The organism is Acinetobacter pseudolwoffii, from assembly GCF_002803605.1.
GTDB lineage: Bacteria > Pseudomonadota > Gammaproteobacteria > Pseudomonadales > Moraxellaceae > Acinetobacter > Acinetobacter pseudolwoffii.
The window spans coordinates 76951-99313 of record NZ_PHRG01000004.1 but is presented as its reverse complement, the minus strand read 5'-3'; the positions used below and the strand labels follow the sequence as shown (position 1 = coordinate 99313).

Annotated in this window: 25 protein-coding genes; 12 read left to right on the top strand and 13 right to left on the bottom strand. The window is 43.1% G+C overall.

The genetic code is table 11. The annotated features are described in order from the left end of the window. Nucleotides 1-116 precede the first annotated feature (116 nt). The 3 genes from CWI32_RS09655 to CWI32_RS09645 all read right to left on the bottom strand — a co-directional run bounded on the left by CWI32_RS09655 (nt 117) and on the right by CWI32_RS09645 (nt 3595). On the bottom strand, nt 117-1088 hold the full coding sequence (locus CWI32_RS09655) for an esterase/lipase family protein (RefSeq protein WP_100535204.1): 972 nt from the start codon (nt 1086-1088) through the stop codon (nt 117-119). Nucleotides 1089-1169: 81 nt separating this feature from the next. Continuing rightward, complete coding sequence (locus tag CWI32_RS09650; protein ID WP_100535203.1) at nt 1170-2180, bottom strand: lipase family alpha/beta hydrolase; 1011 nt, start codon at nt 2178-2180, stop codon at nt 1170-1172. A gap of 386 nt (nt 2181-2566) precedes the next feature. Continuing rightward, a complete protein-coding gene (locus CWI32_RS09645; RefSeq protein ID WP_100535202.1) occupies nt 2567-3595 on the bottom strand; it encodes a lipase secretion chaperone in 1029 nt (342 codons plus the stop codon). A gap of 152 nt (nt 3596-3747) precedes the next feature. Between CWI32_RS09645 and truB the strand changes: the two genes are divergently transcribed. From truB to CWI32_RS09630, 3 genes are all read left to right on the top strand, one after another. Further along, complete coding sequence (gene truB, locus CWI32_RS09640; protein ID WP_100535201.1) at nt 3748-4653, top strand: tRNA pseudouridine(55) synthase TruB; 906 nt, start codon at nt 3748-3750, stop codon at nt 4651-4653. Nucleotides 4654-4667: 14 nt separating this feature from the next. Beyond that, nucleotides 4668-5435: a sulfite exporter TauE/SafE family protein gene (locus CWI32_RS09635; RefSeq protein WP_100535200.1), complete on the top strand. Its 768-nt coding sequence runs from the start codon at nt 4668-4670 to the stop codon at nt 5433-5435. 126 nt (nt 5436-5561) lie between these two features. Further along, nucleotides 5562-6029 carry a hemerythrin domain-containing protein gene (locus tag CWI32_RS09630; RefSeq protein WP_074383606.1) on the top strand — a complete coding sequence of 156 codons (468 nt, stop codon included), beginning with the start codon at nt 5562-5564 and terminating at the stop codon, nt 6027-6029. Nucleotides 6030-6177: 148 nt separating this feature from the next. Here CWI32_RS09630 and CWI32_RS09625 read toward each other — a convergent pair whose 3' ends face one another. Then, entirely contained in the window at nt 6178-7056 is an 879-nt protein-coding gene (locus tag CWI32_RS09625) for an EamA family transporter (protein ID WP_034608362.1), read from the bottom strand. A gap of 310 nt (nt 7057-7366) precedes the next feature. Here CWI32_RS09625 and CWI32_RS09620 point away from each other — a divergent pair, with 310 nt between their 5' ends. Then, complete coding sequence (locus CWI32_RS09620) at nt 7367-8515, top strand: hypothetical protein (RefSeq protein WP_100535199.1); 1149 nt, start codon at nt 7367-7369, stop codon at nt 8513-8515. 55 nt (nt 8516-8570) lie between these two features. Here CWI32_RS09620 and CWI32_RS09615 read toward each other — a convergent pair whose 3' ends face one another. Further along, nucleotides 8571-9437 carry an EamA family transporter gene (locus CWI32_RS09615; RefSeq protein WP_005168793.1) on the bottom strand — a complete coding sequence of 289 codons (867 nt, stop codon included), beginning with the start codon at nt 9435-9437 and terminating at the stop codon, nt 8571-8573. Between the two features lie 115 nt (nt 9438-9552). Further along, nucleotides 9553-10785, bottom strand: a complete 1233-nt coding sequence (gene serA, locus CWI32_RS09610) for a phosphoglycerate dehydrogenase (RefSeq protein ID WP_005094251.1) — start codon at nt 10783-10785, stop codon at nt 9553-9555. Between the two features lie 354 nt (nt 10786-11139). Here serA and CWI32_RS09605 point away from each other — a divergent pair, with 354 nt between their 5' ends. The 4 genes from CWI32_RS09605 (at nt 11140) to craA (ending at nt 15146) form a co-directional block, all read left to right on the top strand. Beyond that, nucleotides 11140-12549 (top strand): FAD-binding oxidoreductase, encoded by a 1410-nt coding sequence (locus tag CWI32_RS09605; RefSeq protein ID WP_034608361.1) that lies wholly within the window; start codon nt 11140-11142, stop codon nt 12547-12549. A 150-nt stretch (nt 12550-12699) separates the two neighbouring features. After that, nucleotides 12700-13077, top strand: coding sequence for a hypothetical protein (locus CWI32_RS09600; protein ID WP_100535198.1), 378 nt, complete (start codon nt 12700-12702; stop codon nt 13075-13077). 82 nt (nt 13078-13159) lie between these two features. Further along, a complete protein-coding gene (locus CWI32_RS09595; protein ID WP_100535197.1) occupies nt 13160-13744 on the top strand; it encodes a hypothetical protein in 585 nt (194 codons plus the stop codon). Between the two features lie 172 nt (nt 13745-13916). Beyond that, complete coding sequence (gene craA, locus CWI32_RS09590) at nt 13917-15146, top strand: chloramphenicol efflux MFS transporter CraA (RefSeq protein WP_100535196.1); 1230 nt, start codon at nt 13917-13919, stop codon at nt 15144-15146. A gap of 73 nt (nt 15147-15219) precedes the next feature. Here the strand turns inward: craA and CWI32_RS09585 are convergent, their stop codons facing one another. From CWI32_RS09585 to CWI32_RS09570, 4 genes are all read right to left on the bottom strand, one after another. Beyond that, on the bottom strand, nt 15220-15522 hold the full coding sequence (locus CWI32_RS09585; protein WP_005094233.1) for a DUF3817 domain-containing protein: 303 nt from the start codon (nt 15520-15522) through the stop codon (nt 15220-15222). Nucleotides 15523-15824: 302 nt separating this feature from the next. Continuing rightward, nucleotides 15825-16367, bottom strand: a complete 543-nt coding sequence (gene sodC / locus CWI32_RS09580; RefSeq protein ID WP_100535195.1) for a superoxide dismutase family protein — start codon at nt 16365-16367, stop codon at nt 15825-15827. A 122-nt stretch (nt 16368-16489) separates the two neighbouring features. Further along, nucleotides 16490-17620: an AI-2E family transporter gene (locus tag CWI32_RS09575; RefSeq protein WP_370982120.1), complete on the bottom strand. Its 1131-nt coding sequence runs from the start codon at nt 17618-17620 to the stop codon at nt 16490-16492. A 128-nt stretch (nt 17621-17748) separates the two neighbouring features. Then, nucleotides 17749-18393 carry a ParA family protein gene (locus tag CWI32_RS09570; RefSeq protein WP_005094230.1) on the bottom strand — a complete coding sequence of 215 codons (645 nt, stop codon included), beginning with the start codon at nt 18391-18393 and terminating at the stop codon, nt 17749-17751. Between the two features lie 124 nt (nt 18394-18517). Between CWI32_RS09570 and CWI32_RS09565 the strand changes: the two genes are divergently transcribed. Both CWI32_RS09565 and CWI32_RS09560 read left to right on the top strand, forming a co-directional pair. Beyond that, the gene (locus CWI32_RS09565; RefSeq protein WP_100535194.1) at nt 18518-18985 is read left to right on the top strand and encodes a Holliday junction resolvase-like protein; all 468 of its coding nucleotides are present in this window, start codon (nt 18518-18520) and stop codon (nt 18983-18985) included. Between the two features lie 27 nt (nt 18986-19012). After that, nucleotides 19013-19591, top strand: coding sequence for a hypothetical protein (locus CWI32_RS09560; RefSeq protein ID WP_100357833.1), 579 nt, complete (start codon nt 19013-19015; stop codon nt 19589-19591). 18 nt (nt 19592-19609) lie between these two features. Here the strand turns inward: CWI32_RS09560 and CWI32_RS09555 are convergent, their stop codons facing one another. Then, the gene (locus CWI32_RS09555) at nt 19610-20239 is read right to left on the bottom strand and encodes a class I SAM-dependent methyltransferase (RefSeq protein WP_100357832.1); all 630 of its coding nucleotides are present in this window, start codon (nt 20237-20239) and stop codon (nt 19610-19612) included. A 191-nt stretch (nt 20240-20430) separates the two neighbouring features. On the opposite strand from CWI32_RS09555, the gene CWI32_RS09550 reads away from it, so the two are divergent. After that, nucleotides 20431-20994, top strand: a complete 564-nt coding sequence (locus CWI32_RS09550; RefSeq protein WP_034608360.1) for a hypothetical protein — start codon at nt 20431-20433, stop codon at nt 20992-20994. 70 nt (nt 20995-21064) lie between these two features. Here CWI32_RS09550 and CWI32_RS09545 read toward each other — a convergent pair whose 3' ends face one another. Continuing rightward, a complete protein-coding gene (locus CWI32_RS09545; protein ID WP_100535193.1) occupies nt 21065-21397 on the bottom strand; it encodes a HopJ type III effector protein in 333 nt (110 codons plus the stop codon). Nucleotides 21398-21571: 174 nt separating this feature from the next. Between CWI32_RS09545 and crcB the strand changes: the two genes are divergently transcribed. Further along, nucleotides 21572-21952, top strand: a complete 381-nt coding sequence (gene crcB, locus CWI32_RS09540; RefSeq protein ID WP_100535192.1) for a fluoride efflux transporter CrcB — start codon at nt 21572-21574, stop codon at nt 21950-21952. A gap of 87 nt (nt 21953-22039) precedes the next feature. Here the strand turns inward: crcB and CWI32_RS09535 are convergent, their stop codons facing one another. Beyond that, complete coding sequence (locus CWI32_RS09535; protein ID WP_005094222.1) at nt 22040-22291, bottom strand: type B 50S ribosomal protein L31; 252 nt, start codon at nt 22289-22291, stop codon at nt 22040-22042. Nucleotides 22292-22363: the final 72 nt, after the last annotated feature.

Below are 22363 nucleotides of genomic sequence, written 5' to 3'. Positions count from 1 at the left end.
TTGTTTTGACAGGATGATTCTTATCCTGCTTTGCCAAATGACCCATCCGAAACGGGCGAGTTAAGTTTTAAGTTGCTGTATTTAAAAATTATGATTGATGGATAGCAGTGAATGATTTATAAGCCTTGCAGTTTGAGCCGGTTGGCATGTTGGCGATAGAGTGCTATCGGGTCTTGGGCAAAAGGCCCTAAAATGCCGAAGAACTGGTTCACTTCATCGAAATGATTGTGGGCATAGTCTTGACGAATGATCTGACCATAACGTCCACTACATAAAGGTAGAGCGCCATCGTTGGCTTCACCTTTTAAGAAAGTCCCGCCTAAACTGACAATAGTCGATTCAATGATATCCAGAGGATTGGTGGTTTGCCGGTTGCCCATCCAGGAGTAATGATGAATGCCATTGGCTGTGATCTTTATGCCTTGGGTCTGACAGTCTTTAGGAATCGCAGCAGAACCGTATTTTATATTGAAGGCTCGAATGTCTTCAGGATGCATGGCACTTAAGGCCGCTGTGATATTTACGGGATATTGATTTGCTGTTACCAGATTCATGCTGTAGCCCAGAATTGTTCCAATGGCATGAATCAGCGGTTCTAGTAAAGGTGTCTGGCTGGTATTGACAAAAACAGGTGTGCCTTTCATCGCACCTGCAATTGCGGTCAGTGAAGCCACTTTGGCAGGTGCAACAGCTTCAATATATTGAATGGTTGGTCCACCTTGACTATGTCCAATCAGATTGACTTTAGCTTTACCCGTCAGTGCAAGAACTTCGTCAATTTGTAGTAACAGCTGTTCACCACGTAGTTCATTGGATGCAACCGCAGATAATTCCGCGGAAAATACACGCGCACCATGACGGGCTAAATCTTGCGGGATCTGATACCAATAATCTAAACCGATGTTATCGGTTCCAATGCGGTTAAAGCCCAGACCGAAGCCATGGACAAAGATGAGCGGATAATGGGTTTTGGCGTAGCTGGATATAGCGAATTTGGGTGTATATTCAATCAATGGACTCTGCTTGGCATAAGCCAAGGAACAACTGAATCCAATAAATAGACTGAATACCAGGCTTATTGTTTTCATTATTCTATCTCTGCTTCATCCGGGAAAATGATGACCGCTTATATAGCAAAGCCTTTATCAATCCCGATAAAGGCGAGCCGCTTACAAACCTTGCAGCTTTAAGCGGTTGGCATGCTGACGGTATAACGTCACCGGATCTGGAGCGAATAGACCTTTCAAGCCAAACATCATGTTGGCAAGATCGGTATGATTGAGTTTGTAATTGTCATTAATCACTTTACCCATATAAGTACTACAACGTGCGACCATACCATCATTGTTTTTATTGCCATAAGACAGTGGGCCCAGTTGCATTAAAATCGTATCGATGTCTAAGGCATTGGTGGCTTGTGCCACACCTGTCCATGAATAGTAATAAATACCTTTAGAATCTTTAGGTTTGAGGTTTTTATTACAGTTCTCAGTCGCTGCTAAAACGCCGTCTTTGACTGCTTCTTTTGCAACAGTTGCATTAAAGTTTTTTGATTCTGTTTGGGTTAGTGATTTCATCGATGCATCAAAATCGATTTCTAATTCAGGTTTAAGCTGAGCGAGTGCAATTAAAGGTCCCACAATATAGTCACCTAAAATATTAAACGCGGTGCGGCTTAAACTATTGCTTTGAATATCGTCAGCAACTTTAGAACCATGATAGGTACCAGCAACGCCTGTAATCGATGCCAGATATTCTGGTTTAGTGGCAGCGACATAGAGCACGGTTGGCCCGCCATGAGAGTGACCAATCAGGTTGACTTTGTGTTTGCCGGTGATTGCTATCACATCTTCAACCTGGCTGATCAGCTGTTCACCGCGATGTGCTGTCTTATTTGCCGGAGACAACTGTGCAGCAAAGACGGTAGAACCATTGCGTGCCATATCCGGCAGAATCTGATACCAGTAATCCAGCCCGATGCTGTCGGTGCCAATGCGTGACCAGCCTAGCCAGCCATGTACCATCAGAATAGGATATTTGGTTTTGGCATAATCAGATCTGGCCTTTTCAATCACCTGTGTCGCACTTGCCGCGGCATGAGCCTGTGCAGAAAAGCTTAATCCCAGAGTTGTTGCTAAAGTCACAGTCAGTAACTGTGCTGTCTTGCTGAAAGTACGCATAAGCATCCCTTTTTAATTTTATCGTTATTAAAGCAATCATTGCTTTTCTAGAGTGTTGTAAGCCACAAAATCAGACTTTGGACCATACAGTTTTGGCCTTCTATGGCTGAGCAATTTTTCTTTTGAGTAGCGGTATTTTTTCACTTCAACGCGCTAAAACCATGTCATTTTAGGACACGACAGAGAGAAGAGATTTACATTGTAAGAATATGTTTTATTTACGGCTGTATTTAAATTTTAAGTTGTTGAAATACAAAACACTCATTGAGGTTATTTTGTGTAAACAAGAAATATTTAGAAACAAAGTTAGGGTGGGAGATATGAAGGCATAAAGCTTTCGATATGAGAATCATAAAAAAGCCATCAACAGGTGATGGCTTTTAGGCTTAATTCGCAAAGGGCAACTTGCCGCCTTGATCATGAATCTTTTCAAAGGTTTCGACCCGCAGCTGGTCATTCGGCTGTTGAAAACGTTGCTGGCGCAGCTTCTCGACGGCTTGCTGTTTGGCGCTGTCACTCATGCCACTTTGCATGATGCTATCCCGTTCATTGAGATACGTCGTGACACTGGATTTCCAGCTGGCACGTTCGCCATCCAGTTGCTCCAGACGTTGCGTGGCTTCAGGGCCGACCAGGTTTAATCGCATTTGACGAATCTCTGCATTTGAGCCACCACGCGCTTTAATGTCTGCGCTGAGTTTGCGTAAATCTTCGAGTTTATTCAGTTGTTCCAGATTTTCCTGCCAGTCTTGTGGCAATTTTTCAAACAGATTTTTGAGCTTCTGGGCTTTTTCAGACTCGCTTAAGCTGTTGTCTGCCAGCACGGCCATACGGTCAAGCGTATATTCATGATAGGTGTCTTCGGTACCAAATAAACCTTCAATTTCATAATTAGAAAAATATTGTTTACGCAAATTCTGGGTGCTGCTATAGATGCTGCGGTAATAGGCCGGATCTTCCTGATCGAGGCCTGTCGGTGCAGTCAGTTGGCCTAAACCTTGACGATACTGAATATAGCGATCCCATAAATCCAGAATTTGTGAGAGAGCGGGTTCTTTATGATTCTGGCGAATGTAAGTTTTAAAATCCTTTTGAATCTGCGCCAGATTTTTTTCACCAAACTGGGTAATAAAATATTCAAAACAGTTTCGAGTCTGTTCATTGACGGTCAGACGGTTACTCGCATCCAGCTGCATCTGGCAATTGATTTCGGTATCTTGCTGGCTGGCACTGGAAAACGCTGCATTGGCCGGGCTGGTCATACTTAATGCAGCGGGTTCGCCGCGGCGTTCACTAAGAGGTGATTGGCCAATAATCTCTGTCTGTGATTCATTCTGAGGAGATAACCAGAGCATCAGGGTGATAAAGCACAGCACCACCAGAGCCAGAATGATCCATATCTTGTATTTCTGCATATCCTATGCACCTGTTTTTTCGGTTTCATTATTTTTAGAGTTTTGATTCGGCTGAATATGCCATAAAAATCATCAGATACCATAGAAAAGTTGTAAATCATCGCACAGGGTTTTACCATGGCGCCAATTTATAAAATGTCTGATTTTTTGCCATGAAAGCATCATCTCCTAAAATTCAGCGTCGTCATCTTAGTGGTGTCTTCCTTTTGAATAAACCCTTGGGCATTAGTTCTAATGCTGCATTGCAAAAAGTTCGCTGGTTGTATCGTGCGCAAAAAGCAGGCCATACCGGGGCACTGGATCCTCTGGCCTCGGGTTTATTACCGATATGTTTAGGTGAGGCGACCAAGTTTTCGCATTATTTATTAGATTCAGTCAAGCGTTATCAAACGACGGTCTTTCTTGGACATAGCACCACCACCGGCGATGTCGAAGGCGAAGTCTTATTAGAAAAAGCGGTTCCTGAACTTTCGGAAGCGTTGATTCAAGAAACCTTGACACAGTTTATCGGTGATATCCAGCAAGTGCCACCGATGTATTCGGCGCTGAAAAAAGAAGGCCGTCCTTTATACGAACTGGCACGTAAGGGCATCGAGATTGAACGTGAAGCGCGCCCGATTAGCATTCTGGCCATTGAGTTTTTATCCTTTACTGAAAATAGCATCACGCTGGATATTACCTGCTCTAAAGGGACTTATATCCGGGTACTCGGTGAAGATATTGCCAAAGCCTTGGGTACTTACGGCCATCTGACCTATTTACACCGCATTAAAACCGGTCATTTTGATTTGATCCCGAGTTATACCATTGAATATCTGGAAAGCCTGAGTGAAGACGAGCGTGATAGGTTGTTATTGCCGGCTTATGCGCCGGTGCAACATTTCCCGCAAGTCCAAGTGCCAGAAGGGCGGGCAGAATATTTTAGCCGTGGCATGGAAAGTAATATCGAGCACGATGCAGCTGAACAGGTCTTGGTTTTTGATGGTGAAAAATGTTTAGGCCTGGCGGAAATTAGTGATAAAAAACGCCTGGTGCCAAAACGCGTCTTAAACCTCTAAGCAAGGTCTGAAATATGGATATTGAGATCATCATCAGCCTGATTGTCTTTGCATTTTTTGCAGGGGGAATTGATGCTGCTGTAGGCGGTGGTGGTCTGATCCAGATTCCGGCAATTATGGGTAGTCTGCCGCATTTACAGCCGGCTACCGTATTTGGTACCAACAAACTGGCCTCGATTTTTGGTACTGGCTCTGCTGCATTTTCCTATTTGCGTCAGGTAAAACTGCCGTGGTTGCTCTTGGGCGTGATTGCAGCTTGCAGTTTCATCAGCTCGTTTATTGGCGCGGCCAGTGTCACCCTGATTCCGGTCGAAATCCTCAAACCTTTTGTATTGATCATGCTGATTGTCATCGCGATTTATACCGTGATGAAAAAGCAGTTTGGTCAGGTGCATGTTCAGCAAAAGCTCACCAGGAAAATGTTGGCATTGGCAGTTTTGGGCAGTCTGGCCATCGGATTTTATGACGGAATTTTCGGGCCGGGTACGGGCAGTTTCTTTATTTTCTTTTTCATTCGTTATTTAAGTGTCGATTTTTTACATGCTTCAGCTTTATCTAAAATTGCCAATTTCACCACCAATCTGGCAGCGTTAACTTTCTTTATTCCCAGCGGCAATGTGCTATTTATGGTCGGGGCGATGATGGCGGTGGCCAATATCTGTGGTTCCTTGCTAGGTGTCAAATTAGCCTTTAAATATGGCAGTGGCTTTATCCGGATTTTATTCCTGATTCTGGTCAGTTTACTGATTTGCCGGATGGCCTATCAGATTTTCTTTATATAAGAATAGATGTAAACCATTCTCAATATTAAAGTTTTTTATACAATTTGTACTTATAAAACCTCCTGAACCCATGACATTTTCTTTCTATGATGTAAAAAGGCAGGGCGAAAACAGGAGAAAAATTAGATGACCACCATTTTTGAAGCATTAAGAGAAAGTCATGAAATTCAGCGTGATCTTGCAGAAAAATTACTACAAACTTCAGGGGATACAGCAGAACGTCGTGAGCTGTTCAAACAACTCAAGAATGAATTATTTGCCCATGAAGCGGCTGAAGACCGTTATTTCTATATCCCCCTGATGATGACTGATTCGGGCTTGAATATTACTCGGCATGCCTTGGCCGAACATCATGAAATGGACGAGATGATTGAAGAGCTGACTGCAACAGAATTGAGTAATCCGGGCTGGATTGCAATTGCCAAAAAGCTTTCCGAAAAAGTGCATCACCACTTAAAAGAAGAGGAACATGGTTTCTTCCAGCAAGCAGGAAAAATTCTCGGTGAAGAGCAAAAGACCGCTTTAGCAGCGCAGTACAAGACTGAATATCAACGTTATAAAGACATGAAAAAAGATATGCTGGTACAAAGCTAAATTTTAACTTCACATCAAATAAATAAAAAAGATGGCGCTACAGCCATCTTTTTATCCGGATTCATTTCTTTGAGGTATTTCTTCCAAATGAAGAAAGCACAAGAATGAATGAAAATATTGAGTCAGTTGCCCAGATCCCAATCAGGCTTTATGCACTCCGCTCTGCAGCTCCTTGACGCGCGGCACGTACTGTCACACCGACAGAGGCCAGCATAATACACACCAGAGCGACCGCTTGCAGTACCGTGATTTTCTCACCCAATAACAGAAAACCGGTCAAAGCTGCTAAAGCCGGAGAGAGGCTGGACAGGGTGCCATAACTCATTTTGTTTAAATGCTGTAAGGCTTTTAAATCGAGGGCATAAGGAATCGCGGTGGCCAGAATTGCAATCACAATGGCCTTGCCCCAATGTTGTGTATCAATCAATGCGGGCGCGTTGTTGTAGAGCCCGATCGGCAGCAGACACAATGCTGAAATACTGATGGCAATGGTCAGTGCATGCATGCCGATATTCTGCTGAACTACACGTTGGCCAAAGAAAATATATAATGCCCAGCAGAAACCTGCCCCCAAGGCACAAGCTGCGCCCAACAGGTCAAAATTACTGCTGTTGGCCTGTCCCCATGGCACCATCAGCGCGATGCCCAAAATGGCCATCAATACCCAGATATAATCACTACGGTGTTTAATCGAGAGTAGAGCCAGGCCCAAAGGGCCAATAAACTCCAGACCTACCGCAATGCCCTGCGGTAAACGACCAAGTGACAGATAGAATAAAATATTCATGACCCCTAAAGCCGCGCTATAGCAGAGTAAATCCCGCCATTTTAAAAAAGGCAAACGTGAAATTATTTTCCAAGAGCGGAACATGACGCAGACAATGATTGCAGCAAAACAGAGTCTTAAAATGGTGACAGTAATCGGATCCAGTACACTAAACAGCTGTTTGGCAAAAGATGCACTGATCTGGTACGAAGTCATGGACAAGACCATGAAGAATACGGCAAGAAGTTGGGCGTTTGGCATGAAAGCAGCTTCTACCCAGAGCGGGTGAAAATGAGAAATAGAAAGAAATGAAATTATAGCAAACTGGTTGATTTTTGCTGAGTAGGCCAGAGCAATATTTTGTGAATGCAACTTAAGTTTGGAGACAATCAATTTACATTTTAGCTCAATCAAATATGTGAAGTTTTAAATTCAAAATTAAACTTACCTCAGGTGTGGTTACAAATTAATCAATTTTTAATTTGATCTTATTTTTATATTTATTAAAATATCTTAGATCCCAATTCGGGGCAGCATTAAAATAACAATGAAAATAATAAGGTAGATAATAATGAAATTACGAATACTTTCTTGCGCCATTTTGGGCTGTATGCTTGCAGCATGTGGTAGCTCTGATAATTCGGATAATAATACACCAGTCCCTAGCCAACCGGCTCCAAGCAATCCTGGTAATCCGAACAATCCTGGAACCCCGGGTGATGGAGCATCAGACACAGTGTCGGAATTCTACAACTATCAGTTCAACTTGCCGAATGCTGATGCAGCAGACATGGAGTCGAAAAAACTTCTATTGGCCAGTCATAAAAATAAAATTACTGACGGCATATTATATGCAGATGATAACAGTGTCGTGGATACTGAATATAATATTGAGGAGAACATGGTCTTCCCGACTTATGTCACCGCTAAAGGGGTATTTCCTGCAGATCGGACCCGTACAGCATTCGGCTATAAGCTGGAAAAAGTACTGGAAAATACGACCACTCAATTTAAGAGTCGTCCTGTGACGATACCGGAGAACAACATCAGTAATCATCGGCATATAGAGTGGTACGACCTGTCAGGAAAAGCATTAACTGAACGTACCAATATTGCTGTGGTGAAAATGTATGAGGATGCTGCAACCAGAGTGTTATTTAATAGTGATAATACGACAGCCGCTGACCGTAAATATTATAATGAGTTTGCAGCCAATTTTATTGATTTGCAGAAGGCGCGCATATTCCCGAATGGATCTAAATGTTTCCGTCTCCAGGCTGAACATCCGGAAGAAGAATATATTGAATTTGATCCGGAAACAGAAACTGACTATCGCACGCTGGCTGCTTGGCAAGCACAAACGTCTGTCCAGGAGCTGGCAAAAATTATTCTAGATGAGACCATGGCTGGCTTGAAATATAAAAAGGCAGAATATAAAGATGCTGCTATGCAATATTACAAATATTTTGGTGCGATCGAATATCAAGGAGGAATTTATAACAGTGCGTTCTCGGAACATGGAGAACATATTGATCACAACGATTATGTTGCCCAATCACGAAAAGTGGCTTTAGACAAATTAAAGGAAAATGATGCCAGTCCTTTAATGATCAAATGGACAGAATACACTTATGATCAGCTTGCTTTTGCATGTGATGGCTATAATGTGACAGCAGCCACTGTATTAAATACGGCGATTAAAGACGCAACACCACGTTAAAATGATTCTAATAAAGGTATTTTAAATAAAGGCGCTTAAGCGCCTTTATTTTTATTCAATGTTTTCGTCTTTGACTGGTCACCGTACAGCCAATTGAAGCACTAATAATCGTGGTCAGTGCCAGCCATTGTGTCCACAATAAAGTTTCACCCAGGAAGATAAAACCAGAGAGTGCTGCGATTGCAGGTTCCAGACTCATCAAAGTACCAAAACTCAAGGCGGTTAAATTTCGCAGGGCAATCATTTCCAGGGTAAAAGGCAGGGCGCTGGCCAGCACAGCCAGAGCCATGAAATATAACAGGCTGATGGGTTCAAAGGTATGCGCAGGAATGCCAGCAAAAAGTGCAATTGGCATCAGTACCAGCATCCCGACCAACATGCCCAAGCACACGGTATGGTTGCCGGAAACCCCGGAAGGCTTTTGCCCAGCGACGATGTATAGCGCCCAACAGGCACCCGCACTTAGGGCAAATAGAATCCCGACCGGATCAAGTGGCTGTGCAGCCTGATCAAAGGGAAACAGCAGAATCAGGCCTAAAATCGCCAATCCGACCCAGACAAAATCAAATTTTTGCCGCGCATAAAACAGCGCCACACTTAAAGGGCCAATGAATTCAAAAGCAACCGCAATGCCCAGCGGCAAGCGATCAATAGACAGATAAAACAGCAGGTTCATACCTGCCAGGGCCAGACCATAACTGAGAATGGCCGGCCACTTGATCTGTCTGAAATGAATTTGCCAAATTTTAAAAATCAATGCCAAAATTACAGCACCCAAAAGCAGACGCATGGCTGAAACGGTCAGAATGGGAAACTGACCGAACAGATATTTGGCAAAGGAGCCACTGCTTTGCATACTGATCATCGCGATCAGGAGAATCAGTGGCGCTTGTACAATAGGTGCAATTTTAAAATTCAGCATAACTTAATAGGTTTCGATTTCTCGAAGAGCGGAAGAACAGTAAAGGCTGAAAAATAAAAACCTTAAAAAACAAAAAACCACAGCCCGAAAGCTGTGGTTTTTGCATATCGTTAAATTAGAACAGTACGCGTACGCGGATTGTTCCTTCAACTTCATGTAGGGTATCGAGTGCTTCTTTAGATGCAGTCGCGTCTACGTCCATCACCAGGTAACCGACATCACCTTTGGTCATTAAAGACTGGCCAGAGATGTTAATGCCATGTTCAGCAAACAGGTTGTTGATCTTAGAAAGAACGCCCGGCATGTTTTTATGAATGTGCAGTAAACGGTGTTTACCTTCAGTCAATGGCAGCGCAATTTCCGGGAAGTTCACTGCAGATAAAGTCATACCTTTATCTGAATAGGCAACGAATTTCTCAGCAACTTCCAGACCGATGTTGGCTTGTGCCTCCATGGTCGAACCACCCACGTGCGGAGTCAGGATCACGTTTGGAAGGTTACGCAGTGGAGAAACGAATTCTTCACCATTGGCTTTCGGCTCTTTCGGGAATACGTCTACTGCAGCACCAGCAATGTGACCAGACTTGATCGCATCTGCCAGATCTTCAATCACAACACATGTACCACGTGCTGCGTTCAGGAAGATTGCACCTTCTTTCATTTGCGCAAACTGTTCTTTGCCAAAGAAATTACGGGTAGATGGCAGATCCGGAACATGTAGAGTAACCACATCTGCATTGGCCAGTAATTCGCCCATAGAACCGACTTGACGTGCATTTCCTAAAGGTAGTTTTGTCACTGCATCATAATAGGTCACTTTCATGCCCAGGCTTTCAGCCAGTACAGAAAGTTGTGAACCGATTGAACCGTAACCAACGATACCTAAAGTTTTACCACGTGTTTCGAATGAACCGACAGCCGATTTGTTCCAGCCACCTGCATGTGTATCTGTTGATTTTTCAGGTACACGGCGCAGAAGCAGAATCGTTTCTGCCAATACCAGTTCAGCAACCGAACGGGTATTTGAGTAAGGGGCGTTAAATACCGGAATACCGCGACGCATCGCAGCATCAAGGTTCACCTGGTTGGTCCCGATACAGAAACAACCCACAGCAATCAGTTTGTTCGCAGCTTCAAATACTTCTTCAGTCAATTGAGTACGGGAACGAATACCGACGAAGTGTGCATCTTTAATCGCTTCTTTCAGTGCTTCGCCTTCGAGCGCTGTTTTACGATAATCGATGTTGGTATATCCAGCTGCATTCAATGTGTCGATTGCGTTCTGATGAACGCCTTCTAACAGTAGAAAACGGATTTTATCTTTAGGTAGAGATAGATGTTGGCTCATTACGGCTCCGCTACAAAGGCCAAATTTAGTCGCGGTATAATAGCACAGGAAAAGGGCGGTTATACATTTCCTTGATGACGGCAATATCAGCTATTTTTGCAAGTGATAGTAGTGAAAATGATAAATCTGGTTGATTTAAATATTCATTTTCAAAGGTATATTATCAAAATTGTCATTTTTTAAAGGAATCCCCTAAAAATAGCTTATAATATTGCGCCATGCTGTTTAAGCTGCCATTTTTGGTGCTTTAATCATCATGTTTCGCCTGATTTGTATACAGGCTTTTATGCCTAAAAAATATGCAAATAAACCAGCGAAGTCTCTCTTGTTTAAATCATGCTAGGTCTGCAAACGATGAATGCTCCAGTCGCTTTAACCCCTGAGTTATTGACCCAATTGACGGCAATTTTGGGTGAAAACCGTATTAAAACCGATACGGACAGCCTCCAGAATTGGGGTCGTGATCATACGAAACACTTTGATCCAAACCCATCGGTCATCGTTTTTCCTTCGACGACTGAACAGGTTCAAGACATCGTAAAATTGGCAAACCAGTTTAATGTTGCAGTCACCCCATCAGGCGGTCGTACGGGTCTGTCTGCAGGTGCAGTTGCAGCCAATGGCGAGATTGTGGTGAGCATGGACAAGATGAACCAGATTCTGGAATTCTTCCCGGCAGACCGGATGGTTCGCGTGCAGGCAGGCGTGGTAACTGAACAGTTGCAAAACTATGCTTCCGATCAGGGCATGTATTATCCAGTCGACTTTGCTTCTGCGGGCTCAAGCCAGATTGGCGGGAACATCGGCACCAATGCCGGTGGTATTAAAGTTATTAAATACGGCATGACCCGTAATTGGGTACTTGGCCTGACCGTGGTGACAGGTAAAGGTGATGTACTACGCCTGAACAAGGGCATGATCAAGAATGCAACCGGTTATGCGCTGCAACACTTATTTATTGGTGGTGAAGGTACACTGGGGCTAGTCACTGAAGCTGAAATCAAGTTGGAACGTCAACCGCAAGACCTGCAAGTGATGGTGCTGGGTGTCACTGATTTTGATGCAGTCATGCCCGTGCTTCATGCATTCCAGGCGAAAATTGATTTAACCGCATTTGAGTTCTTTGGTGAACTGGCAATGCAAAAAGTACTGGCCAATGGTCATGTACAACGTCCATTTGAAACTGAATGTCCATTCTATGTTTTGCTTGAGTTTGAAGCGCCGTTTGAGCCGATTATGGACAAGGCGATGGAAATTTTTGAGCATTGTATGGAACAAGGTTGGGTACTGGACGGCGTTCTGAGCCAAAGTCTGGACCAGGTCGAAAGCTTATGGCGTTTACGCGAAGACATCTCTGAGTCAATCGCGCCATTTACACCATACAAAAATGATATTTCAGTATTGATCACGCACGTTCCTGCATTTATTAAAGAAATTGATGCAATTGTTGCAGAGAACTACCCAGACTTTGAAATTTGCTGGTTCGGTCATATTGGTGACGGTAACTTGCATTTGAACATCTTAAAACCAGCGGATTTAAGCAAGGATGAATTCTTCGCTAAATGTCAGGTAGTAAACAAGTATGTCTTTGACACCGTGAAAAAATATGATGGTTCAATTTCAGCCGAACATGGCGTAGGGATGACCAAGAAGCCATACCTTGAATATTCACGTTCTGCGGAAGAAATCGAATATATGAAAGCCCTGAAACAAGTGTTCGATCCAAATGGTATTATGAACCCGGGTAAATTATTTGATCTTTAATCTGATCGGATTTTAAAAGTTTACAAAAGCGCATCGCAAGTTGCGCTTTTTTTATTGCTGTGTAAATGGGGTTACATAGTCTAAATAGCGTTAAGCTGAAAAGCGCGGCATGATAAATTTGTATAATAAGGATAATCTGGGTTAAACGATATGTTACGGTTATTGGCGGTTACAGCTTTAGGTCTGGGTATGATGATGTCGGGTTGTACCACTACCCAGCAGGTGATTGCAAAAGTGCAGTCTTCTTCGGATACACCTTTGGATCAGGTACTTAAAATGAGGCCTGATTTACGTAATGAACTGGCAACAGTCGAGATTCGTCAGTTTTTTAATAATGTGGAGTCACCCACCGTTGGGCAGGTGAAAGTGACTGAAACAGGTTTGTTGGATGATTCGGTCAAATCAGTGCAGACCATTTATCATTTCAAAAAAGAACAGAAGAGCTGGAAAATGCACAATGCTGAAAAGTTATATCAATGTGCACGTGGTTCAAATACCAGAAACTTCCAGAAAGCAGTCTGCCCATAATAGTGTTTGATCTTTAGTCAGAATTTGGTTAAAAGCGTATCTTAGTGGTGCGCTTTTTGCTTTTGGGAAGAGGGGGGAGTTGATGGACTCAAATATATTAGCCGCTACAATTGGCGTGATTGGAGGATTTTTAGCTTCACTCTTATTATTCTATCTAAATAGGTTTTATACCAATTACGATAAAAGAAAATCAGAAAAAATCCTACGAGAAAAATTATTGTATCGTGAGAAAGATAGTGAATTAGAGGCAGATCAAAATTTTATTTTTTCTTTACCTGACTTGAAAAGAGAAGTGTATTTAAACTGTCATATCAATTGGGATAGCGAAATTGCTCTTAATATGATGAAAGGTAATGAAGACTTAATCTGGTTTTTAAGATTCTGTTGGCTGAGCTTAGTAAAATTTTTTCCTCAAGACCATTTTTCAACAGAAGGATATGTTAATTATATTGATAAATTTATCATGGATAGGGCTAACTATCATTACTCTAGATTAGACTGTAGTGACCAATTAAAAAGTGGAAGTATTTCAAAAATAACGTTAGGATCTTCGATAGCAAAAGATATTGATCAACTAATTATAGACTTAGTAGAACAAATTCTTCATTTTGAAAATCCTAGAAAAGAAAAATGGTTTCAAGAGTGGAACTCAGTAGAGTCTATTTGATTTTTATAAATTATTAGAATATAGATGAATAATGTATCCTCCATTGATTTGTTTTGAGTAGGTCATTAAAAAAGAGAACGGACTTAAAAACAGGACTCTGCTAAAATTTCCTCTTTCTATTTTAGACAAAGTTTAGCCTGCTTAAACGAGCAGGGTGACAATAAAAACTCCCATGCAAAACATCCAAACCCAAAAACTGACCCGTGCCACACTCATGTTCCCGCTGGCACTGGTTCTGTTTGAATTTTCCGTCTATATCTGTAATGACCTGATCCAACCAGCCATGCTATCGATTACCCGTGATTTTGGGATAAGCAGTTCATGGGCGCCATCCTCCATGTCCTTTTTCCTGTTGGGTGGGGCATTTGTTGCAGCGATTTTGGGGCCATTGTCCGATCGTCTTGGACGTAAAACCGTACTCTTGGGCGGCGTGGCATTTTTCACAATTAGCTGTTTGGCCATTTTATTGACACCCAATATCGAAAGCTTTTTATTCCTGCGCTTTTTACAAGGCTTTGGACTGTCCTTTATTACCGCCGTAGGTTATGCCGCCATTCAGGAAAGCTTCGAAGAGCGCGATGCCATTAAAGTCATGGCACTCATGGCCAATGTTTCTTTACTGGCGCCATTGCTCGGGCCGGTGCTGGGTGCCTTTATGATTGATCATATCTCCTGGCATTGGGGCTTTATCGGCATTGCATTTCTGTCATTTTTAAGCTGGTTTGGCCTGAAAGCCAAAATGCCAAACCTGAAAGTCAGTGTTCCGAAGCAGCCCTTCAGCTATATTTTGGATGACTTTAAACAGGTTTTAAAAAATAAACATTTTGTAATTATGACCGCGGCCTTGCCCTTGGTCAGCCTGCCGTTGATGTTATGGATTGCCTTATCGCCTGTAATTCTGGTCGAGAAATTTGGATTCAGTAGCGTGCAATATGGTCTGGCACAGTTTCCGGTCTTGGGCGGCTTGATTATCGGTAATCTGGTTTTGCTAAAAATCATCGACAAAATGCCGCTGGGGAAAACTGTACTCTTGGGTGTGCCATTGATGCTGTTTGGTACAGGCTTATTAATACTCGGTCTGTTTATTCCAGATTATTTTGTGCATTGCCTGATTATCGGCACCACCTGTATCAGCCTTGGTGAAGGCGTAAGTTTCTCGGTGCTGTACCGTTTTGCACTGATGTCTTCTGAAGTGTCCAAAGGTACGGTGGCTGCTATGGTTTCGATTATCCTGATGCTGAGCTTTTTCGTGGTGATTGAAGCAGTTCGAATGGCTTATGAAGCCTATGATATTTGGGCCTATTGCATCGCCTCTTTCATTTTGATTGCATTGTGGTTTACTTTGCCGCGTCTGAGCTTAAAGCAGATTATTTCTGAGCGGAAGGTGAGAGGGGAGTTTTAAAGCTCCTCCTTTTATAAAGGAAGGCTATACCCTCTCTCTAACTCTCTCCCAGAGGGGGAGAGGATTTTAATATCTATTGAAGCTCAGCGACGGGCTGCTCTAGTTTCTTTAATTTCAGATCAAACAAAAATGGCCCAAATGGCAAAATTGAAGCGATCAGGCCCATCAAAAACATGCTGAGCGACCATTTTTGCTTTTCACAGACCGCAAATAACACCACTAAAAACAGTACAAATAGTACGCCATGCCCCATACCAACATATTTCACTAAAATCGGATTATCCATCATGTATTTCACGGGCATCGCGATAAATAAAAGTAGCAGAAATGAAATCCCTTCAAACAAACCGACCAGACGTAAAGTTTTGATGTTCATAAGACATACTGATTTAATTAAATTAACCCTGAGTGTACCCAATATAAATTGAAGATTAAATCTTAAAAATAAAAATATATTCAATATTTATAATGAGTTATAACCGAGTAAAGCGGTTGGTTATTGAGTTTCACGATATTGTTATTGATGGCATAACTGCAAAAAAACTTTAAGTTTTCCGGCAATAAACTGATCTATTTCAAGAGTAAAAAAGTTATTTAGATACCAACTCTAAAGAAAATTTCATGAAAAAAGACGAGCAGATTGCCCGTCTTTTTCTTTTTATATCTACATTAATCTGTTTAGATCACACCACATGCAATGCGGTCGCCACCACCACCTAATGGTAAGGGGTTGTCAGAATAGTTGTCGCCGCCGGCATGAACCATAATGGCACGACCCTGAAGATCTGCCAGTTTCAAACGTGGTGCAAGCAGGGTGACACGGGCAGTACCGTCAGTATTGACTTTTAATGCAGGCAAATCACCGAGGTGACCGGTCACCGGGGTACCATGATTGGGGGCCTGGTTCGGATTGTAATGACTACCGGCAGCCAGTGCTGCACCCATCTTGCCATCTTTCATGGCGGGTGCACATGAACCATTTTCGTGAATATGGAAACCTCGCTCACCGGCAGGGAGCTGTTTCAGGTTGGTACGTATCACCAGACCGGCTGGACTGTCACTGAGTAATACGGTGCCAATCTCTTGACCTATCCCCTCAGCGGTTACTGCATTTACAGTCACGGCTCTGACCAGTTCATTCGATGGAGAAGTCGAGGCGCAACCTGTGAAAAGTGCAGCACTGAGCGCACAAAGTGTCGTAATTTTAAACAATGAAGACATGGTATTGGCATCCTGATCTTTATTCTGTTTTGTAAATCTATTGAAACAGAGCAAGATCAGAAGCTCTATATAGAATCAGTACTTAAATGTTTTGTTTTGTTTAAGTCGATTCAATCTGTGCTTTAAGGTGCTTTGGGCGGTGTGTCCTCGGTCTGCGGATCGATGTCATGTGCCATGGTGGCTTTAGGCATCATTAAGGGTTCATTCAAATTACTTTCATGTAACCATTCACGCCAAATTGCCAGCAAGACTGCAAGAATCACTGGACCAATGAAGACGCCGACCAGACCAAAACTGGCAATACCGCCCAGAACACCAAACATAATCAACAGGAATGGAATTTGTGTTGCGCCAGAAATCACCAGTGGACGAATTACGTTGTCGGCCGTGCTGACAATACAGACACCCCAAGCCATCACCCCAATCGCCTCAATCGTCTGTCCCTGTGAAAAGAGCCACAGTGATACTGCACTATAAGCCACCGGTGGGCCGAAAGGAATCAGGGCGAAAATAAAGGTCACAATGGTCAAGACCATCGGATTCGGTACACCCGCGACAAAATAACTCAGACCTGCCAATAAAGACTGGGCAATTGCAGTCAAACCAACGCCATAGACCACCGCACGTGTAGTGGCAGAAATGGTAGAAAAATAATGATGTACACGTGGCCCGACCACCATCTCAAAAGCTTTACGCACCTGATTTAAAATGGTCTGACCATCACGGTAGAAAAAGAACAGCGAAAGTATCGCAAAACACAATTTAAAGATATTTTTACTGACTTCATTCAATACCACTTTGCCGTAATTCAGATGACCTTGAATCCAGCTCGAGATCGATAGCGCGATACTGTTTGGATCGGTATTGATTTCATTTAAAGTTCGGCTAATTTCCTTGCCGACAATCGGAAGGCCACGAATAAAATCCGGTACATCCAGATGACCGGAAAAGACCTGTCGCTGCAATTCAAAATACAGATTACGACCTTCATGCTGCAACATAAAAATGGCGAAGATAAATGGCAGACCAAACACCAGAATCACGGCCAGAATCATCACGGTTGCACTCAGCGTTGGCCGATTGCCGCACATGCGTAACACCGACTGATACAAGGGCCAAGTCATATAGGCGATAATCGCTGCCCAAACTACAGGGATGATGAAATATTTGAGTATATGAAAACTCAAAAAAATCAGGATAAAGAACAATCCAAATAATAAGACTTTTTGTAATGTAGGCGCGTACTGTTGCACTGAATTTAATGGCTCATTTTTTAGGTCGTGTTCAGGCATATTAACTGAAAAAAAAGCGATCGAAAATGACGGCTTGGTAAGTAGCGTGATTATTTTCCCAAAGCAGTGTTAGGATTCAGCGGACTGGCTTAAAACCACTGACTGGGATCATCGATAATGGCATTCAGCACCGGTTGCCATTGATCCTGTAATTCCCGATAGATTTTTTGAGGTTTATCAAAGACTGACAGACCTTCCATAGCCAGACGGCTATAAGGTGCACGTTCTGAAATCCAGGCCACCGGCTGCTGGTCGATCTTGTCAAAAAACTGCTGTATGTCCTGATTACTGGCTGCATTCGGTTTGGTACGGTTGGCCAACAGTAAAATTTCAACCTTGCCTTTACGAATCCGCTTAATATCCTGCAAATGTTTGAGAAAACGACGGGTCGAATCAATATCAAAAAATGAAGGCTGAATCGGAATAATAATCGCATGCGCTTCACTGATCAGCTGCTCGGCATGATCTTCAGTCAACGCTCCCGGTGCATCAATGATCAGATACTCAATCTGCTTCGGTGCATCACCAATGGATTTGTGATTGCGCCAGTCCAGACTTTGAATCGGCATGGCCTGTTCCGGACGTTGCTTGAGCCATTGCAATGCAGATTTCTGGTTATCGGCATCGGCCAGCGCCACCTTATAACCTTTTTGTGCGAGTGCTGACGCTAAACTAATAGCTGTCATGGTTTTGCCACAACCGCCTTTCTGATTCGCAACTAAAATTGTTTTCATGACTCAAGGTGATTTTATTCTGTTCCTGCCTAGCATATCATTCTTTTCAAGCGTACCAATGGCTGATGTTTTCAACTTCAGTCGAATGTTGTGCTGAAAAAATAAAGTAAATTAGGAAGATTGAATGTCCATATGGATGGCCATGCTGATTGGCACATGTATCGGGGTGGTGCTGACCACCATTATTTTAAGTCAGACACGCAATGGACGCATCAAGGCTGAATATGAGCAGTATATTGCCGAGCTGGAACTAGAACATCAGCAGGCATTGATCGCCGCGCAAAAACGCAGTGTCAATACCAGCAGGGCAGTCCTGAAAGGCAAAATGGCGGAACAGCTCGCACCGATCATGCCGGAATTTCAATATCTGCCCAGTGATGCCAAGTTTCTGGGCGATCCTGTCGATTATGTGGTCTTTGATGGCTATACCGATTTCAGAGACGGCGTAGGCGAAGCAGAGGATATTGAAGTGGTATTGATTGATATCAAAAGTGGCGGAGCGCGTCTGACCAAAGGCCAGCAAGCCATTGCCCGTGCAGTTCAGGAAGGGCGGGTGCGTTTTGAAACCATCCGGATTGATTTCGATGATTGAGCACAACCAAGGAAAGAATAAGAAATTATGCAGAAATTACTGATCACTGCGCTGCTGTTTATGCTGGGACTGTGGGTCTGGAATGAGTTTTTTCGTGCGATCCCACATCTGGAAGAACGAGGTGTCTTGAAAAACTTTTCGGTAGAGCCGATTCAACCCATTTCAGCTACATTTACTGTGCATGATAAACGTTTCGTTAAACCGAATCGTCGTGTCTTGCATCAGGCCAGCCCTATGGTTGGACATTTTAATGATCTGGCCTATGTCAGTAATATCGATGTGCTGTTGCTCAGCCAGTCACTGCCAGCCATGCAGGCAACATTAGCATTTGATCAAGCAAAACGCTGTTATCAAATCGAGGAACAAATCAGCCAGGCTGAAGCTGAATTTCTCAGCACGCATATCCGGCATTTTAGTCTGATCGCTGCCAACGAGAAAATTGCCAATCAGATTCGCAGGCTAAAATCAGGGCAGAAGATTACACTCAGCGGTGATCTGGTCACAGTACATTCAGGAAGCACGGGACAGGAATTTCAGGTGGGTACAGGCTCGGAATATCATGCCCATTGTCAGTTGCTGCGTGTGACTCAGTTGCAGCAACATTAACGGCAAAACGAAAATAAATTAGCCTTGCGGTTTACGCAGTCGAGCCAGCAGCATACGCTGGCCAATCTTCGGAATCCCTGCGGCATTGATATAATTCAATTCTTCAATTTCAAAACCAGTTTCCAGTAAGGCAGTTTCAATATCCCGGTTTAAATGACAGCCATCTGCGACTTTCTTCTGAATCGGGGTGAGTAAATGCTGCAGGCGCTGGATATTTAAATTTTGTCGATTCAGCACATGTTCGACCACATGCAAGTGACCGCCCGGTTGTAGCACACGATAAATCTCACGCAGACTTTGGCCGAGGTCAGCAATACTACACAGCGTCCAGGTCGAGATCACATGTTCTAGACTATGTTCTGCAAAAGGCAATGCTTCTGCGCTGGCCTGAATATGTTCAACCTGAAAAGCAGCCTGCTGGATGCGCGGTTCTGCCAGCTTGAAAATGGCCGGATTGGGTTCTACGGCATAGACCAGATCTACTTCTTGATAGAAAGGCAGATTCAGCCCTGTACCAAAACCAATTTCCAGTACTTCACCAGAAATGTTCAAAAGCAATTCACGGCGTAAATCCATCAAGGACGGCGTTTGCATCACCTGATTTAAAAGGTGCGGAAAGATGTGTTGTTGATAAAGTTGATACAGCATTTGGGTTGTTTTAATTTAATCTGAATGTATTTTAGCTTAACTGAAAAATACAATATTCGGGAATGCCCAAGCTGACTAAATACACCCAGTTTGTTACCAAGTTCAACTGTTTATTCATTAAAAAATACGTAAGATCAAGGAAGATATCCTTAAAACGTTTGATCAACTCGATTAGGATTAGATTAAAAATGATGTTCAAACACTTTAAACATTATGCTTTGTTGGCCGGTTTGTTGCTGCCTATTTCCAGCTATAGCTCGGTCGATCACAATATTGCCAAAGGTTTGCCACCTGTGGTCAAAGGACAGTCGATTTCCGTCTTGCAGCCTTTTAAAGGTGATTTCCGTATTTTGGGTTCCAAAGTCTATAGCGCTGATCCGCAGGCCAAATTCTCTCCGATTGATTATGCGGTGAGTTGGGGCCTGTTTGCTGAACCTGAAATTGCCCGACATATTAGTGTCAATCAATATGACCGTTATCTGAACTGGAAAATGGATCGGGTGCCCGTGCCGGTAGAACAAGCCAAGCAGATGGTGTCCAATATGCATATCATTCCGGCCAATCCTGAAATTGCCAAGGCCATTAAAAAGGTAAAACGTGGTGATCTGGTGCGTATGCAGGGTGAGCTGGTTGAAGTGCGTGATAAAGATCTGGTCTGGACTTCTTCATTGACCCCGACGGATACCGGTGATGGCGCCTGTGAGGTATTCCGTGTCAGTTCAATTCAGTGGATTGAACAGGTTGGGAAAAGCTAAATTAAAATTTGCTATTTAGATGCCTATAAAAAACCGCTCTTATGAGCGGTTTTTTATACTGATAAACTGCTTATTTAGCAGTTAAAGCCTGACCTTCAAATGCAATGCCATCCCAGCCATTTTGCATAAACTGGCGGATATTCGGATGATCGCTGGCTTGAGGCGTCGCTTGTACAGCTGCATAGTGCTCGGCAAACAGGCTTAAGGTTTGGGCCTGATCCAGCCCATTGAGTCGTGCAAAGGCAAAAACTTTGGCGCTGCCTTGGTTTTCAGTGGTCGCATTGCTCTGCTGGCCATTTTTAAATGCAGTCGGGGTATGGGTATAACGCGCTTCGATATAGGCAATCACATCTGCAAATTTTGCCTCACCTGCGGCCAATTGTGCCAATAAATCTTGTGCCATGCTGTTTTCCCTTTGCAATCAATAAAAATTCGATGCGATGAATATAGCAATTTTCTTGCGAAGTTCCATGGTATTTAATGGGTTTGCAGTTCAAGATAATCATGAAAATGATTCATAATTAATTTGAAATTCCGGATCAAATCAACTGGATCAATAAATAGAATAGGAACGTATATGGGCTGGCTTTGGGTGGCAATCGGCGGGGCAGCGGGTGCCAGTTTACGGTATGCAGCAGGGCTCTGGTTGCTAAAACCACAGATGCAATTTCCTTGGCCGACGTGGTGGGTCAATATTCTGGGCTGCTTATGTGCAGGGATCTTTTTTGCCTGTAGCCAAAAATATCCAATGCTGCAACAGGAAGCACGTCTGTTTTTAATGGTGGGGATACTGGGCGGATTTACCACATTTTCCAGTTTTGGTCTGGAAAGCTTTCAGCTCTTGAAACATGGCGCTGTAGGTTTAGCTCTATTGTATGCGCTGTCGAGTGTAATTGTTGGAATTATCGTTCTGGCGCTGGGTTTTTACTTGACTTCACTGGCTTTGGCTCAAAGCTGAAACAGACATAAAAAAGTCAGGAAACTGGAGGTTATTTCCTGACATAAACCACGATTTGAAGATCAAGATAATCGACGGTTTTTAGTTTTAGCCACGTTTAAAGCGGCCAAAACGTTTATTAAAGCTTGCCACGCGACCTTCATTGCTGGTTTGACGCTGCTCGCCAGTATAGAAGGGATGAGAAGCACTTGAAATATCAAGCGTAACATAAGGGTATGTTTTCCCCTCATATTCTTTAGTCTGGCTAGAGTTCATTGTGCTGCCAATCACAAAATAAGTATCGGCATTGGTGTCATGAAATAACACTTCACGATACGCTGGATGAATATCTGGACGCATATATAATTCCCTTATGATTCTTAATGAAATGTTATAATATAACATTTGGTATTTCAAGTCATCTAGAGTTAC